The 15,416-nt window shown below is 71.4% G+C and carries 16 protein-coding genes and 2 pseudogenes; 11 read left to right on the top strand and 7 right to left on the bottom strand.

Translation table 11 applies throughout. The features are described from left to right. The coding region (locus tag ITP53_RS60570; RefSeq protein WP_195899737.1) for a histidine kinase at positions 1–735 on the bottom strand (735 nt) is incomplete at its 3' end. 312 nt (positions 736–1,047) lie between these two features. Between ITP53_RS60570 and ITP53_RS58175 the strand changes: the two are divergent. Further along, positions 1,048–1,215: pseudogene (locus ITP53_RS58175) on the top strand (IS200/IS605 family transposase); the annotation flags it as partial. 66 nt (positions 1,216–1,281) lie between these two features. On the opposite strand, the pseudogene ITP53_RS61385 reads toward ITP53_RS58175, so the two are convergent. Further along, positions 1,282–1,454, bottom strand: a pseudogene (locus tag ITP53_RS61385) (transposase); the annotation flags it as partial. A 23-nt stretch (positions 1,455–1,477) separates the two neighbouring features. Between ITP53_RS61385 and ITP53_RS60565 the strand changes: the two are divergent. Further along, positions 1,478–1,825 (top strand): hypothetical protein, encoded by a 348-nt coding sequence (locus ITP53_RS60565; protein WP_328816751.1) that lies wholly within the window; start codon positions 1,478–1,480, stop codon positions 1,823–1,825. Then, positions 1,731–2,639, top strand: coding sequence for an RNA-guided endonuclease InsQ/TnpB family protein (locus ITP53_RS34995; RefSeq protein WP_328816749.1), 909 nt, complete (start codon positions 1,731–1,733; stop codon positions 2,637–2,639). Before ITP53_RS60565 ends, ITP53_RS34995 begins: the two co-directional genes overlap by 95 nt. A gap of 72 nt (positions 2,640–2,711) precedes the next feature. On the opposite strand, the gene ITP53_RS34990 is transcribed toward ITP53_RS34995, so the two are convergent. Together ITP53_RS34990 and ITP53_RS34985 are read right to left on the bottom strand one after the other, a co-directional pair. Beyond that, positions 2,712–5,531: an NACHT domain-containing protein gene (locus ITP53_RS34990; RefSeq protein ID WP_195899736.1), complete on the bottom strand. Its 2,820-nt coding sequence runs from the start codon at positions 5,529–5,531 to the stop codon at positions 2,712–2,714. 72 nt (positions 5,532–5,603) lie between these two features. Further along, the gene (locus ITP53_RS34985; RefSeq protein WP_456238108.1) at positions 5,604–7,490 is read right to left on the bottom strand and encodes a propionyl-CoA synthetase; all 1,887 of its coding nucleotides are present in this window, start codon (positions 7,488–7,490) and stop codon (positions 5,604–5,606) included. 434 nt (positions 7,491–7,924) lie between these two features. Between ITP53_RS34985 and ITP53_RS34980 the strand changes: the two genes are divergently transcribed. Both ITP53_RS34980 and ITP53_RS34975 read left to right on the top strand, forming a co-directional pair. Then, positions 7,925–8,857 carry a hypothetical protein gene (locus ITP53_RS34980; RefSeq protein WP_195899735.1) on the top strand — a complete coding sequence of 311 codons (933 nt, stop codon included), beginning with the start codon at positions 7,925–7,927 and terminating at the stop codon, positions 8,855–8,857. A gap of 37 nt (positions 8,858–8,894) precedes the next feature. Continuing rightward, complete coding sequence (locus tag ITP53_RS34975) at positions 8,895–9,410, top strand: hypothetical protein (RefSeq protein ID WP_195899734.1); 516 nt, start codon at positions 8,895–8,897, stop codon at positions 9,408–9,410. Between the two features lie 26 nt (positions 9,411–9,436). Here ITP53_RS34975 and ITP53_RS34970 read toward each other — a convergent pair whose 3' ends face one another. After that, entirely contained in the window at positions 9,437–9,778 is a 342-nt protein-coding gene (locus ITP53_RS34970; RefSeq protein WP_195899733.1) for a MarR family winged helix-turn-helix transcriptional regulator, read from the bottom strand. Between the two features lie 34 nt (positions 9,779–9,812). On the opposite strand from ITP53_RS34970, the gene ITP53_RS34965 reads away from it, so the two are divergent. Continuing rightward, positions 9,813–10,007: a YceI family protein gene (locus ITP53_RS34965; protein WP_328816746.1), complete on the top strand. Its 195-nt coding sequence runs from the start codon at positions 9,813–9,815 to the stop codon at positions 10,005–10,007. 18 nt (positions 10,008–10,025) lie between these two features. Here the strand turns inward: ITP53_RS34965 and ITP53_RS34960 are convergent, their stop codons facing one another. Beyond that, positions 10,026–10,820 (bottom strand): class I SAM-dependent methyltransferase, encoded by a 795-nt coding sequence (locus ITP53_RS34960; RefSeq protein WP_195899732.1) that lies wholly within the window; start codon positions 10,818–10,820, stop codon positions 10,026–10,028. 148 nt (positions 10,821–10,968) lie between these two features. Here ITP53_RS34960 and def point away from each other — a divergent pair, with 148 nt between their 5' ends. The 5 genes from def (at position 10,969) to ITP53_RS34935 (ending at position 14,376) form a co-directional block, all read left to right on the top strand. Then, positions 10,969–11,508, top strand: coding sequence for a peptide deformylase (gene def / locus ITP53_RS34955; RefSeq protein ID WP_195899731.1), 540 nt, complete (start codon positions 10,969–10,971; stop codon positions 11,506–11,508). A gap of 7 nt (positions 11,509–11,515) precedes the next feature. Continuing rightward, positions 11,516–12,136 (top strand): helix-turn-helix domain-containing protein, encoded by a 621-nt coding sequence (locus ITP53_RS34950; protein WP_195899730.1) that lies wholly within the window; start codon positions 11,516–11,518, stop codon positions 12,134–12,136. Further along, complete coding sequence (locus tag ITP53_RS34945) at positions 12,129–13,532, top strand: pyridoxal phosphate-dependent decarboxylase family protein (RefSeq protein ID WP_195899729.1); 1,404 nt, start codon at positions 12,129–12,131, stop codon at positions 13,530–13,532. The genes ITP53_RS34950 and ITP53_RS34945 overlap by 8 nt, the downstream gene beginning before the upstream one ends. A gap of 76 nt (positions 13,533–13,608) precedes the next feature. Continuing rightward, positions 13,609–14,025 carry a CBS domain-containing protein gene (locus ITP53_RS34940; RefSeq protein ID WP_195899728.1) on the top strand — a complete coding sequence of 139 codons (417 nt, stop codon included), beginning with the start codon at positions 13,609–13,611 and terminating at the stop codon, positions 14,023–14,025. Positions 14,026–14,034: 9 nt separating this feature from the next. Further along, complete coding sequence (locus ITP53_RS34935; protein ID WP_195899727.1) at positions 14,035–14,376, top strand: MmcQ/YjbR family DNA-binding protein; 342 nt, start codon at positions 14,035–14,037, stop codon at positions 14,374–14,376. 129 nt (positions 14,377–14,505) lie between these two features. Here the strand turns inward: ITP53_RS34935 and ITP53_RS34930 are convergent, their stop codons facing one another. Further along, positions 14,506–15,357, bottom strand: coding sequence for a D-alanyl-D-alanine carboxypeptidase family protein (locus ITP53_RS34930; RefSeq protein WP_195899726.1), 852 nt, complete (start codon positions 15,355–15,357; stop codon positions 14,506–14,508). Between the last annotated feature and the right edge of the window lie 59 nt (positions 15,358–15,416).

The raw sequence follows: 15,416 nt of genomic DNA, 5'->3' as shown, positions 1-15,416 counted from the left end.
GGGTTCGTGGGGGTCGTTGGTGCGGAGGACGCCGAGGATGGCCTTCATCTCGCTGAGGGCCTGGCGGCTCGACGTGCGGATGACCTGGAGGGCGGCGGCGGCCTCGGGTGGGCCGCCCGCGCGTTCGACGGCCTCGGCGGCGACGGCGGCATGCAAGGCGATCACCGACACCGTGTGGGAGGTGACGTCGTGCAGTTCCCTGGCCACCCGCAGCCGCTCCTCCTGGGCCCGCCGCAGCGCCTCCTCCTCACGGGTCCGCTCGGCGTAGACGGCCCGCCGCTCCACCTCCGCGGTGTACGCGCGCCGGGCCCGCGACACCTCCGCCGGCTGGGCCACGGCCAGCACGACCAGCGCCCAGACGACGGCCGCGCTCGTGACGTCGATCTGGCCGGTCATGACCGCCGCGACGCCGGGCGTCGCCACCATCAGCGCCGCGCCCGCCCACCCGGCCGCACGCCGTCCTGCGGCGATGGCCGAGAACAACGCGATGAGCGCGGGCACAGCCCACAGCGCCAGCGCGTACCCGAGCGTGAAAATGCCCGCCGCCGCTCCCACGCACACGGCCAGGGCGAGCTCGGGGCGGGTCTGCCGCCAGGCCAGCCCGAGCGCGGTCGCGGCGAGCAGCGCGTACCCGAGCAGGTCGAGCGGCCTGGCGTCCGGCTGGTTCCCGTAGGCCATGACGGTCGAGGAGAGGACGGCCACCCCCAACACGCAAACCAGGGCAATCGTCCGCACCCCTGCACGGTAGTGCGTCCCTTCCCCACCGCGCGATACCACCACCGCGGTACACCATGTACGCCGAGCGCGGCAGACGCGGCTGTACGCCGAGCCCGGCGGTCAGCGGCCGTACGCCGAACCCGGCAAACGCGGCCGTACGGCGAGCCCCGCGGCCAGCCTGTGGGCGTTCAGCGTGATCTGTCGTGGAACCCCGGGCGTTCACGTTCACGCCCGGGAGGAAACGGCAGCTCGGAAGGCCCGCCAAGGGCCGAGCGGTGCGGTGACGGCAACTTTCATGGGGCGGCTCAGCCTGGGCGTTTCTGGTTGTCGATGTATTCCTTCCGCGCCGGCTTCGAGACCGAACCGGCCGAGTTCAACGGCGAGCATGATCACGTACACCTGCTGGTGCACCAACCACCCAAAGTCTCCCTGTCCAGGCTGGCCAGCTCCCTCAAAGGCGTGTCCGCCCGCAGATTGCGACAGCAATACCCCGGCCACATCCGCATCTACCTGCGGGGCGCCCACTTCTGGCCGCCCTCCTGCCTCGCAGCCCTCGTGCGGCGGAGCACCACTGTCCATCACCACGGCCCGCATGATCTCTTCGCACCGCGTGAGGATGTCGTCGGTGAAGGGTCCGCGCCGGCGCTTGGGGTTGTGAAGACCACGTGTGCGTGGAGGGCGTGAACGACCGTACGGTCCCTGCGAATGGCGGGGTTCGGCTCCCAGCGTGGTGACATAGAGTAATGGTACGATTCTGCTTGTGAAGATCGTCGTGCAGGTGAAGCTGATGCCGCAGGCCGATCAGGCCGCCGCGCTGTCGGCGACCCTGCAGACAGTCAACGACGCCGCCAACTGGGTGTCGGCCGTGGCCTTCGAGCACGGCGTGCCGCGTGAGTACGAGCTGCGCAACCTCACCTACGCCGAGTTGAAGACGCGAGGGCTGGGGGCACAGGCCGCTCAGCACACCATCAAGAAGGTCTGCCACGCCTACACCACAGTGAAGGCGAACATCCGTGCCGGCAACCTCGGCAAGAAGGGCTCCAAGCGCCGGGCCAAGGCGGGAGTCCAAGCCGATCAGCTTCCGTCCCCAGGCGGCGCACCCGTTTGACGACCGGTGTCTGAGCTGGCAGTACGACGCTCAGACCGTCAGTATCTGGACCACCGCCGGGCGTATCAAGAACATCCGCTTCGTCTGTTCCGCCGACGCGCTCAAGACGCTGCGTGAACACCGCAAGGGCGAGTCCGATCTGATCGAACGCGACGGCGTGTTCTACCTGATCGCCGTGTGCGAGGTGCCCGAAGCCCCGGTCAACGAGCACCCGGACGGCTGGCTCGGCGTGGACCTCGGCATCGTCAACATCGCCACCGTGGCGGGCATGACGCCGTTCAACGGACGTGGTCTGAACCGGCACCGCAAGCGGCAGCTCGAACTTCGCCGCAAGCTCCAGGCCAAGGGCACCAAGTCCGCCAGGCGACGGCTCAAGCACCGCCGTCGCAAAGAGCAGCGGCACGCCGCGAACGTCAACCACATCATCTCCAAGAAGATCGTGACCGAGGCTGCACGCACCTCATCCGGTATCGCCCTGGAAGACCTGGGCGGAATCCGGGAGAGGGTACGGCTCCGCAAGCCCCAGCGGGTCACGCTCCACTCCTGGGCTTTCCACCAGCTCGGGACCTTCCTTGCCTACAAAGCGCGGCGGGCGGGCGTCCCGCTGGTGCACGTTGATCCGGCGTACACCAGTCAGCAATGCGCTGACCGCCACCACATCGAGAAGAACAACCGGGTCAGCCAGGCCCTGTTCATCTGCCGGAACTGCGGGGTCGTTGCCCACGCCGACCGGAATGCCTCCCGCAACATCGCCGCACGCGGCGAGGCTGCGTGGATTGCGGGGCGTGAGTCACGCGTCCCAGCCACCCCCTAGGTGGTCTGGACGGAGGAGGCCACACCACAGCCAGCGGTGCCCTACATCCAAGCCCGGTCCTTTAAGGCCGGGTCAAGTTGACGGGATGTCGTGCTGGAGGTCCCAGAGGGCCGTCTCCGGGATGCCCGCCTTGACGAGCTGGTCCCACGTCCCCATCCGGTCGGCCGGGTCGGCGAGCATGGCCCGCAGCAGCGGCCGCAGCGCCCCGTGGTCGGCCCCTTCCTCCGCCCACATCGCCCCGAGCGCCCCGTGCATGGCCGGCGACCGGACGCCCACGGTGTGTACCAGCTCCTCCAGGATCCCCACCCGGTCGCGGAAGGGCAGCGCCCGCCCCTCGCCCAGCGCGCGCAGCAGCAGGTCGAGCAGCCTGCGGTGGCGTGGCGTGTGCCCGGTGGCGACCGCCACGACGACGTCGCCCATGCCGGAGCTCTCCGCGCCCCCGAGTACGACGTCCTCCTCGCCGTCCGTCACCACCCGGTGCGCCGACAGGGCGGTGACCAGCCCGGTCCAGCCCTCCTCACCCAGCTCCCCCCGCCACAGGTGGGTGAGCGCGGACCACCGCTCCAGGTAGCCGGGGCCGGGGAGGAGCGAGGAGACGGTGACCGGCTGCTCGGAGGCGGCGACGATGAGCAGGGTGAGGTTCGCGGAGTAGGCGGCCAGGCGGCGGGTCATGGTGTGACGTACCGGCCGGAAGCCGGTGAAGTGGCGCCGGCGCCGCTCGTGCAGGGACCGCCGCAGCAGGTCGGCCAGCAGTTCGACGCACCGGGCGCGGACGGCGGCGGGCACCTCGGCCAGCAACTCCAGGATGAACCCGATCGTCGGCCCGCGCTCGGCCAGGCACGAGTGGGACGTGACGGCGTACAGCAGGTCGTCGTCCACGGACTGCACCAGGGCGAGCGGCTCGTCCCCCGCCAGGCGGCGGCGCCGGTCGAGGTCGCGCAGCGCGTACATGGTCAGCCAGGCCACCAGGAACTCGCCGAACGTGGCGTGCAGGAACGCGTGGCCGTTCCTGCGGACGAAGAAGAACCGCTCGGTGGCCCGGCGCGCCCAGTCGACCCGGCCGTCGCCTTCGGGCTCGTCCTCGCCGCCGTGGCACAGGGCGGGCAGGTCCCTGTCGAGGTCCTCGTCGGTGATGACCTGGCGGCCCCTGGCCAGCATGGACAGCGCAACCGTGCCGAGCAGGACGAGTTCCTGGTCGATCACCACACGGTGCGCGCCGCCGGTCTCGCGTTCGGTGAAGTCGCGCAGCAGGACCTCGTACAGGCGGGCGCGCCCGAGCGGGCCGTGGTCGCGCTGCAACGCGTTGCCGCCCGCGTCGTAGAGTGCGAGCAGGAGCAGGAGCAGCGGATGCCTGGCCATCTCGCCGTGGACCAGCGCCGCCTCGGCGGGCAGGGGCTTCAGGTCGCGCCTGGCCAGCAGGGCGTGGTTGGCCTGGTCCCAGATGTCGAGCCACTGCCGCACCTGCTCGTCCGAGAACGGCTGGAGCTGCAGCGCCAGCAGCCCCTCGGGGAACCTGATCCGGTCGGCCACCACCGTCCGGCTGGTCACGACGACCGCCGCGGGCCGCCCGAGGCCGGCCTCCCTGGCCTGGAACTCGCGTACCCGCTCCAGGTAGTCGTAGCGGTTGACCCCGCCCTGCACCAGCTCGTCGAACCCGTCCAGGAGGATCACCGGGAGCGCGCCGTCGGCGGCGGTCACGAGGTCGGCGTACGCGACCTCCTCCGCCAGCACCTCCTTGACGGCCTGCTCGATCTGCTCGGTGACGCCCGCCCGCGCCGCCACGCCGCGCAGCTCCACCCTGATCGGCAGGAACTCCGACCTGGCCAGCCGCGCCGCGAGCACCTCGGTCAGCTTGGTCTTGCCCGAGCCTGGCTCGCCGAGCAGGAGCAGCGGCTCCTGGGTGGCGCGCAGCGAGGTCAGGTGCCCGACGAGGAACGCCTCGGTGTCGGGGAGCAGCCGCTGGTCGTCCCACCAGGTACGCAGCGCGGGCGCGGACTCGCGGGTCAGCTCGGCCACCCGGCAGCGGGGACTGATGTAACCCTCGCCGAGCAGCGGGAGCGTGACGTCCTCCGGGAGCTTGCCGGCCAGCAGGAGCGGCTGGTCGAGCGCGTTGGCGGCCATCCTGGCCAGGTGGATCACGGGACGGTCGCCCACGCGGGGCGGGGCCAGCTCGGCCAGCAGCCAGGCCACCCGCGACAGCGCCGTCGCGGGGGCCGGCTGCTCGGTGACGAGGCTGCGTACGCCGAACTCGTGGCTGTCGAGCGCGAGCGAGCGGTAGTCCTCGTCGTAGATACGCAGCGCGTGCGCGGGCGGGCCCTCGGCGAGGATGCGGGGCAGCAGGAGCCGGTCGTCGACGGGCAGCTCGTCCAGGATGGACAGGCCGTTCACGTAGGCGGTCACGGCCTCGGACATGCGCAGATAGGCACGTTCCACGGCCTGCCGGGTCTCGGCGTACGGGCGGTGCGGCTCGGGCGTGGGCAGCCGTTCGAGCAGCACCTCCGCCACCAGCCTGGCGAACCGCTCGGGCGTCGGCACGCCGCGCGAGATCTTGCCGCCCCGGTCGAGCTGGTCCAGCGTGAACGGCAGCTTCGCCTCGCCGAGCGCCTCGAAGTACGCCGAGACGACGATCACGGTGTGCGCGGCGGCCAGCCGGCGGGTCCGGGTGCAGCGGTCCACGCCGCTCTTCAGCTCGGGCATCCGGCGGATGACGTCCTCGCCGTAGCGAAAGATGGCGTCCCGCATGTCGGCCAGGCCCATCGTGAGCCGTGCGCCACCGGCCAGCGCCCAGCCGGTGTTCTCCGCCGCCGAGGCGAACCCGATCACCTTGGCGAGCCTGCTGTCCTTGCAGCCGAGGATCCTCAGGGCGTCGGCGTAGTTCGGAGTCTCGATCATGGCCTCCTCCCGGGACCGGCTGTCCCATCATGCGCCGAATGCCGCGATCGCGCAGGCGATGTTACCGGCCCGTCATGTTCGCTTCACCGCCTCGGCGATCTCCGGCAGCGCCGCCGGGTCCTCGATCGTGGACGGCGTGGTGTACGGGTGACCGTCGGCGATGTCCCGCATCGTGGCGCGCAGGATCTTGCCGGAGCGGGTCTTCGGCAGCCGGCCGACCACGACGGCGCGGCGGAAGGCGGCGACCGGGCCGATGCGCTCGCGTACCAGGGCGGTCAGCTCGCGTTCGAGCTCGTCCTGGTCGCGTTCCGCGCCGGCCTTCAGCACCACGAACCCGACGGGGAGCTGGCCCTTCAGCTCGTCGGCCACGCCGACCACGGCGCACTCGGCCACGTCGGGGTGGGCGGCGATGACCTCCTCCATCGCGCCGGTGGACAGCCGGTGGCCCGCCACGTTGATCACGTCGTCGATGCGGCCCATGACGTACAGGTAGCCGTCCTCATCGAGGTGGCCGCCGTCGCCCGTCACGTAGTGGCCGGGGTATCGCTCCAGGTAGGAGCGCGTGAAGCGGGCCTCGTCGCGGTAGAGGGTGGGCAGCGCGCCGGGCGGGAGCGGCAGCTTGACGGTGACCGCGCCGTCCACTCCAGGCGGGCACTCCCCGCCTTCGGGGTCGAGGACGCGTACGTCCCAGCCGGGCACGGGCTTGCTGGGTGAACCGGGCTTGATCGGCAGCGGCTCGATGCCGACGCAGTTGGCGGCGATCGGCCAGCCGGTCTCCGTCTGCCACCAGTGGTCGATGACGGGGATGCCGAGCAGGCCGGACGCCCAGTGGTAGGTGTCGGGGTCGAGCCGCTCACCGGCCAGGAAGAGGTAGCGCAGCCCCGACAAGTCCCACTTTTTCGCGAAGTTTCCGGATGGGTCCTCTTTTTTGATGGCTCTGATCGCGGTCGGCGCGGTGAACAGCGTCCTTACCCCGTGGGTCGCCACCACCCGCCAGAACGCGCCGGGGTCGGGGGTGCCGACCGGTTTGCCCTCGTACAGCACGGTCGTGCAGCCGGCCAGCAGCGGCGCGTACACGATGTAGGAGTGGCCGACCACCCAGCCCACGTCGGAGGCCGCCCAGTAGACCTCGCCGGGGGCGGCTCCGTAGACGTTGGCCATGCTCCAGTGCAGCGCGACCGCGTGCCCGCCGTTGTCGCGCACGACGCCCTTGGGCGAGCCGGTGGTGCCGGAGGTGTAGAGGATGTAGAGCGGGTCGGTGGCGGCCACGCTCACGCAGGCGGCGGGCGCGGCATCGCGTACGGCCCGCGCCCAGTCCAGGTCGCGGCCCTCGACCAGGTCGGCCGCGCACTGGGGCCGCCCGAGGATCACGCAGTGGGCGGGCCGGTGCGCCGCCTGCTCCAGCGCCGCGTCCAGCAGCGGTTTGTACGCCACCACCCGCCCCGGCTCGATCCCGCACGACGCCGACAGCACCACCTTGGGCCTGGCGTGGTCGATCCGCAGGGCCAGCTCCCTGGCCGCGAACCCGCCGAACACCACCGAGTGCACCGCCCCGAGCCGCGCGCAGGCCAGCATCGCGACCACGGCCTCGGGGACCATCGGCATGTAGATCACCACGGTGTCCCCGGCGACCACGCCCAGGTCGCGCAGCATGCCGGCGGTCCTGGCCACCTCGTCGAGCAGCTCGGCGTAGGTGAGCGTGCGCACGGTGCCGGTGACCGGGCTGTCGTGGATCAGCGCCGCCTGCCCGCCCCGCCCGGCGGCGACGTGCCGGTCGAGCGCGTTGTGACAGGTGTTGAGCCGCCCGTCGGGGAACCACCTGTCGTCGCGGGTGACCGTGGCGGGCGCCACGTCCCAGTCGATGCCCAGCGCCGCCTCTGCCCAGAACTCCTCGGGCCGGTGGATGCTCTGCCGGTAGCTCTCGTCATAACCGCGCACTTCCCGATCAGAACAGTCCACGGCCCGATGGCGCAAGCGATCCGGGTTCGCGATGACGTGATCCTTTCCGTCGTCACGTGCTCTCGCGCGTACGGGCTCGAGACCGACGGCTCTGGGGGTGCGGGGCCGGCTGGATCCTCGCGACAATCGTTGACGTGACGTTGGTAGGCAGGCGCGACGAGCTCAGCGTGGTCGAAACGGCGCTCCAAGCGGCCTCACGAGGCGGGGCACCCCCGGCCGCGTCGCCTGGCGAGAGCGTCCCGCCGCCGGGGTCGCCGAGCGAGGCGGCGCTGCCGGCGGGATCGCGGAGCGAGAAGGCGCTGCCGCCGGGATCGCGGAGCGAAGAAGCGCTGCGGGCGACAGTGGGACACGTGGCGGGAGAAGGGGCGCCTCCGGCGGCACCGGCGGTGGATCGGGGTTGCCGATCTGGCCCAGAAACACGACAGGATGGGCTCGTGAGGTCCTACGACGACGATGACACGTTGCCCCTGCAGCCTCCCATCCGGCTGCCCGACGACGCCACGCTCGCGGCGGCCGTACGCGCCGCGCCGCTGGCCGAGGAGCTGAAACCGGCGGGTTCCGACGCGGAGACGCTGGCCGCCTGGGCGGAGCACTGCCGCGAGCGGCTGGCCGCCGACGAGGGGATGCTGCTGGAGCTCATCAGGATGTTCCTGTCGCGCGAGCCGCTCAAGGGCGACGTGCCGGAGACGCTGACCGGTCTCGGGCTCGTACGCCAGGCGGAGCCGTACACGCTGAGCTGGCTCGGCCTGTGGGCGGCGCGGCTGATCATCGCGGAGACCACCGGGCAGGACATCCCCGTCATGGGCTCCCTGGCGGACGGCGACGCCGCGGCGCTGCTGCACGGGCTGCGTTCCTATCCCGAGGCGGAGCGCGGCGAGGAGCTGGCGGGCTGGCTGAAGGGCAGGGACACGGGGACGGCGGCGGGTGAGATCGCCGCCGCGCTCGCCACCGTGAGCCCGCTGAGCCGGGCCGTTGGCGTGGAGCTGCTGTCGACGGCGTTCGGCGAGGAGGGGCGGCGGGCGCTGGGCGGGCTGCTGGAGGAGCCGAGGCTGGGCGCGGTGATCGCGGCCAGGTCCGGGCGCGAGGAGCGGCAGCCGGCGCCCGGGGAGATCGCCTGGGTGCTGGTGGACATGGCGGCGGCGCTGCTGGAGTTCGGCGGCGAGGCCGGCGAGGTGATCGAGTCGATGGCCATGGGGATGGACGCGGAGGAGCAGGCGGGCACGATCGCGATCCTGGCCTTCGGCGATCATCCGTGGACGGGCCGGGTGCTGCGGGTGCTCATCGAGCATCATCCGGACGAGCGGGTCGCCGCCGCGGCCCGCAAGGCGCTGCGCCGCCTCCACGGCCTCGCGGACACGCGCGGGTAGGCCACGCCCATGGACCGGTCTCGGTAGAGTCGGCTCGATGACGAAACATGTGATCTCCCCGCAGATCGGCATCCTGGGCGACACGTACGCCTGCGACTGCGGTGTCCTGATAGCCGGCCGGATGACGGCCGAGTTGCACGCCGCCGAGAACGACCTGTGCTCGTCCTGCCTGGGATCGGCGGAGGAGGAGCTGGCGCCCGGCCTGACACGCGGTTGCCCGGCGTGCGCGGCGACCGGGCGGCGCAAGGAGCAGATCACCTGGCAGCTCGCGTACGCCGAGGCCGAGGAGCTGATCACGATGACCGTCGTACGCGGGATCGTGGCGGGCTACGACGGCCCGTTCCGTCTGTCGGAGATCGCCGACACGGTCAGGACCGGGCTCGGGCTGCCCACGGGCCGGCTGCCGGTCGGGCCGCGGGTGCGCGACCTGCTGTTGCAGTTGCAGGCCGCCGGCGAGATCACCATGTTGTCGGCGCCGGACGAACTGGTCGGCACCGACAAAGTCCTCTACCGCGACCCGCAGTGGCAGCGGGCCCGCACCCTCGGCCTATAGGACCGGAACCCTCTGATTGAGGACGATCACTCCGCGCCCGGCGACGAGGACGCGTCCGGCGCGGTCAGGTGATCGAGCAGGATCTGGCTGATGTCCTCCAGGTGCCTGAGCTGCTCGGGGGTGAGCAGGTCGATCAGGTGCTCGCGCACGCTGTCCACGTGACGGGGTGCCGCGTCCCGCAAAGCCTTCTGGCCGTCGTCGGTCATGACGGCCGGCCAGCCGCGCCGGTCGCCCGAGTAGTGCTCCCTGCGCACCCATCCCTTCTGTTCGAGCTTGTTGATCCGTGCGTGATCCGGCTGGGCTTGGAGTTGGTCCAGTTCGCCGGCTCGCTCATGCGCAGGGTCCGCTCTGGCGCCTCCGAGGGTCACGGGCGACCTGACCATCCGCGGCGTCACCCGGCAGGTGACCCTCCCCCTCGACCACACCGGAACCGCAGTCGACGCCCAGGGCCTGACGCGCGTCGGCTTCGAGAACAGAACCGTGATCAACCGCAAGGACTACGGCATCACCTACAACGCGGTCCTGGAGACCGGCGGCGTGATGATCTCCGAGAACATCACGCTGGAGTCCGACCTGTCCGCCGTCAAGGCCGCCTGACCGCGTCAGGTCCGGCGCTCAGACGCGGCAGAGGATCTCGCCGTGCAGGATCGACATCCAGCCGTCCGGCGCGGCCGCCCACTCCCGCCAGCCCCGGGAGAGCCGCCGCAGGTCGTCCTCCGTGGCGAGACCGGTGGCCAGCGCCTGCCCGGCCATGGCCGAGTGCAGGATGCGATCCGCCCACAGCCCGCCCCACCAGGCGCGGTCATCGGGCGTGGCGAAGCACCAGGTGGAGGAGGTCGCGGTCACATCCTCGAAACCCGCCGCGCGCGCCCATGACAGCATCCGCCGCCCGGCGTCCGGCTCACCCCCGTTGCGCCGCGCGAGCCGGTGGTACAGCGCCGACCACTCCTCCAGCGCCGGCACCTCCGGATACCAGGTGAACGCGGCGTAGTCGCTGTCCCTGGCCGCCACGATGCCGCCCGGCTTGGTGACCCGGCCCATCTCGCGCAGGGCCCCCACCGGGTCGCCCAGGTGCTGCAGCACCTGGTGCGCGTGCACCACGCAGAACGTGGCGTCGGCGAACTCCAGCGCCTGCACGTCAGCGACCGCGAAGTCCACGTTCGTCAGCCCCCTGGCGGCCACCTCGGCCCTGGCCAGGCCGAGCGCCTCCTCGTTCACCTCGGAGGCCGTCAGGTGGCCCACCCGGCTCGCCAGCCCGGCGGTGATCGTGCCGGGCCCGCTGCCCACGTCGAGCACCTTCATGTGCGGTTTGAGGTGGGGCAGCAGGTACGCCGCCGAATTCTCGGCGGTACGCCAGCGGTGCGAACGCAACACGGACTCGTGGTGCCCGTGCGTGTAGACGGCATCCATCAGCCGATCTCCTTCCGATACCGTCCCTACCCTAGTTCATGTCTCACCATTCAAGAGAAAACGTCTCATATGTCGAGAAGTTTGGACGGGAGCCCGCCGCTCGTAGACTTGTCGCGAAACGTTCGCACCTTCAGGAAAGGCGTCAAAAGTGGGAGAGGTCCGGCCGATCGTGCACGTGGGCGACCCCGTGCTGCATCACCCGTGCGAGCCGGTCGCCCGGTTCGACGCGGAGCTGGCGACTCTGGTGGAGGACATGTTCGCGAGCATGTACGCGGCGGAGGGCGTGGGCCTGGCGGCCAACCAGATCGGCGTCGCGCTGCGCGTGTTCGTCTACGACTGCCCGGACGCCGACGGCGAGCGCCACCAGGGCGTCGTCGTCAACCCCGCACTGGAGCTGCCCGGCCTCGGCGATCGCCACCTCGACGCCGGCGACGAGGGCTGCCTGTCGGTCCCCGGCCAGTACGCGCCGCTCCCCCGCCCCGACCACGCCACCGTGCACGGGTTCGACGCGGCGGGCGCGCCGGTCACCGTCGAGGGCACCGGCATGCTGGCCCGCTGCCTGCAGCACGAGACCGACCACCTCGACGGTTACCTCTACATCGACCGCCTGCCGGCCAAACGGCGCAAGCAGGTGCTGACCGGGTACGAGGCCGCCCATTCCGCTATTGCGGACAAATCACCGCTATAGTGGAGAAATGCAAGGCGATGGGGTCCTGTCCAGCGGGCTGTCCATGGGAGAGCTGGGGCAGCGGATCCGCACAGAACGCCGGGCCCGCGGATTGTCCATCGAGCGCCTGGCCGACCTGAGCGGCATCAGCAGGAGCATGGTGTCGGAGGTCGAGCGGGGCGCCAAGACGCCCACCGTGCTGGTGCTCGACCGGCTGGCCACGGCACTGGGCACGTCGATCTCGCGGCTGCTCGACGAGCCCGCGCACGAGGCGTTGCGGGTGCTGCGCCACGCCGAGCAGCGGGTCCTGCGGGATCCGGCCGGCTGGGAGCGGCGGGTGTTGTCGCCGGTGCTGGGCGACGTGGAGTTCGAGTTCATGCGGACGACGATCGGTCCCGGCGTGGACGCGGGCGAGTTCGCGCCGCACGCGCCGGGGTCCAGGGAGTACCTCGCCGTCGAGTCGGGCGGCCTGCGGCTGACGATCAACGGCAGGCCGTACACGCTGGACGCCGGCGACTCGGCGTACTACCCGGGGGACTGCCGCCACACCTTCACGAACGACGGCAGCACCGACTGCGTCTACTACCTGGCCATGGAGCTGGGCGGAGTCGGGCAGCACGAGCCTTGGAGAGAACCCCTTGATGGATGAGTTGCGCGTGGCCGGCGCGAAGGCCGCCGCGATCATGGCAGACCACCTCGCGGACGACGGCGACCGGCCCGTCTGGCAGCCGGTGCCCGCCGGGGAGCGGGCCTGGCTGAGCGGCCAGAACCTGCCGGACACCGGCCGGCCGCTGGACGAATTGCTTGAGGACGTGCGGGCGCACGTGCTGCCTTACCCGATGGGCAACGGGCACCCGCGCTTCTTCGGCTGGGTCAACTCGCCGCCCAACCCCGCGGGCGTCGTCGTCGAGCCGCTGGCCGCGGCGCTGAACCCGAGTTGCGCGGGCGGCGACCACGCGGGCCCGCACCTGGAGCGCGCGGTGGTGCGCTGGCTGGCCGATCTCGTCGGCTTCCCGCACCCGCCCGGCGGCGGGCTGCTGACGAGCGGGGCGTCCATGGCCACCATCATCTGCCTGGCCTCCGCCCGCCGGCGGGCGGCCCTCGCCGACGGGTGGGACGCCCGCGAGGAAGGCCTGTCCGGACATCCGCCCATGGTCATGTACGTCACCGACGAGGGCCACAGCTGCCTGCACAAGGCCGCCCAGTTGCTCGGGCTCGGGGCGCGGCACGTGCGGGCGGTGCCGGTGGACGACGCGTACCGGATGGACGTGGGCGCGCTCCGAGCCATGGTCTCCGAGGATCGGGCGGCGGGGCTGCGGCCGTTCTGCGTGGCGGGCAGCGCGGGCACCGTCAACTCCGGTGCCGTCGACCCGCTTAACGAGATCGCCGACGTGGCGGCCGAGCACGGGCTCTGGTTCCACGTGGACGGCGCGTACGGCGCGCTCGGCGTACTCGCCGACGGGGCGGCGCCGCACTACGCGGGGATGGAGCGGGCCGACTCGCTGGCCATGGACCCGCACAAGTGGCTCGGCGTCCCGGTGGGCTGCGGCTGCGCCCTGCTCAGGGACGCCTCGGCGGCGCGTACGGCGTTCAGCCTGGTGCCGTCGTACCTGGTCGACGACAACGCCGGCGACCTGGGCTGGTTCGCCGAGTACGGGCCCGAGCAGACCCGCCCGTTCCGCGCGCTGAAGACCTGGGCGACCATGTCGCACCTGGGCAGGGCGGGGATCAAGCGTCTCGTGGACCACACCTCCGGGCTGGCCCGCACGCTCGCCGACATGGTGGCGGAGTCGGGCGACTTCGAACTGCTCACCCCCGTCACCACCTCGATCACGGCCTTCCGCCACATCCCGCGCGAGGATGGGCTGGACGCGCTCAACCGGGCCATTCCCGGCGCGGTCCAGGCGCGCGGCAACGCCTTCCTCACCGGCACCCGGCTGGGCGGGCGCGACGCGCTGCGGGCCTGCTTCCTGCACCCGGACACAACGGAGCGGGACCTGGCGATCCTGCTCGACGAGATCCGCCTGGCGGCCAAGACCCTCTAGATAAGGGACAAAGTCCCGTGAATGGCTCCGGCGCCGGGGTAGGTGGTCGGCCGGAACCGATCAACCGGAGGATTCCATGGCGAAGACCGTGGCAGATGTGATGACCTCGCACCCGGCGATGGTCGAGGGCGACCAGCCGGTGTCCGTGGCTGCGACGCTCATGCGCGACAACGACACCGGCGCGATCATCGTCAACGACGGCGGACGGATGCAGGGCATCGTCACCGACCGTGACATCGCCATCCGCGTGGTCGCCGACGAGCGGGGGCCGGACACTCCGGTGCGCGAGGCGTGCAGCCCGTCCGTCGAGGCCGTCGATCCGGAGACCACCATCGACCAGGCCGTCCAGCTCATGCGCTCGCACGCCGTACGCCGCCTGCCCGTGGTCGAGGACGGCCGCGCCGTCGGCATCGTCAGCCTCGGCGACCTGGCGGTCGAACGCGACCCGAACTCCGCCCTCGCCGACATCTCGGCCGCGGAGGGCAACCGGTAACGTGGCCGTGTGGTCACGGTCGACGATGTACGTCAGTTCGCGCGCACACTCCCGCGCACCTCGGAGCACCTGATCCGGGACCGGATCAAGTTCCGCGTAGGAAAGATCGTCTATGTGGCGTTCTCGCGCGATGAGACGTTGATGGGCTTCGGGTTCCCCAAGGAGGAACGCGCGGCCCTGGTGGCGGCCGAGCCGGCCAAGTTCCTCCTGCCCAGGGAGTCCGACCTGCGCTTCAACTGGGTGGAGGTACGGCTCGCCGCCATCGACGTGGCGGAGATGCGCGAGCTGGTGCTGGAGGCGTGGCGGATGTGCGTACCCAAGAAGGTCCGCCTCGAACAGCAGTCCACCTAGCCAGCGTGGGGGTTGCCCTGTCCGCAGTCTTGCGCGAGCATCGGTGATCATGATGGATCGCGACTGGGTCAGGTGGCACGAGGACTACGATCAGCCCGCTGGAGGCGGGCGGGCGGATGTTCACGTTCGTCAGCTGGCGACGCTCCGGTAGAGGTCCCTGGTCAGCGTGGTGATGCGCTTGACCGAGCCGCTCCACGTGCCGCCCGCCGGGTGCGCCGTCAGCACCGCCATGACGAAACGGTCGCCCTTGCCGGCCAGCCCGCTGGTGTACAGCACGGGACGGCCGTAGTCGGGCACGCCCGAGCGGCTCGCCCGCTGCGCGATCCAGGAGATGGGCGCGCTCGTGGCCTTGGCGTCGCATCGGACCGGCGGCGTCGTGCCGAACCCTGACCAGCCCTGCTTGACCGCCCACGGCCGCGGCACCCCGTCGGGGATGCCGAACGTCTGGTCGAAGCCGTCGGCCCCGCACGGCGTGGACCTGCGCAGGTGCCCGAGGATCGTGTCCCTGACCCGGGCGTCCGCCCGGTCCAGGAGGTAGCGGTAGGTGCGGACGATGTCGTACGCGCTGAGCGAGGTGTAACCCCAGAACCCGGGCTTGGACGCGGGCGGCGGGGCGGTGTCGGCCAGGCCCAGCTTGCGGGCCGTCCTGACGATGATCTGACCCTTGCCGCCGCGGTCCCAGAACGCCGAGGCCGCGTCGTCGTCGCTGGCGCGCAGCATGACCTTCAGCAGCCTGGCGTCCGCGGCCGGCACGCTCTTGCGCCGTTCCAGGTAGTCGATCGCGATCAGGATCTTGACGACGGACGCCGAGCGGTACTTCCTGTGCGCGTTCCTGGTGGCCACGAACTTGCCGGCCTGCCGGTCGTAGACGACCCACGCCGCCGTGGTCCCGGCGGGGACGCGGATCGGCTTCGCCTCGGCGGCTTGGGCGGGGGTCGCGAGCGCGGCGACGACGAGAGGCACGGCGGCCAGGGGCTTCATTCGCACCCGCCTATAACTACCAGATTCCGGGAGCAGACTCTTGACCATCCAACGTAAAC

This window comes from Nonomuraea cypriaca (assembly GCF_015645445.1).
Lineage (GTDB): Bacteria > Actinomycetota > Actinomycetes > Streptosporangiales > Streptosporangiaceae > Nonomuraea > Nonomuraea cypriaca.
Note: the sequence above shows the minus strand (reverse complement) of the source record. Positions and strands in the feature narration are given on the sequence as shown.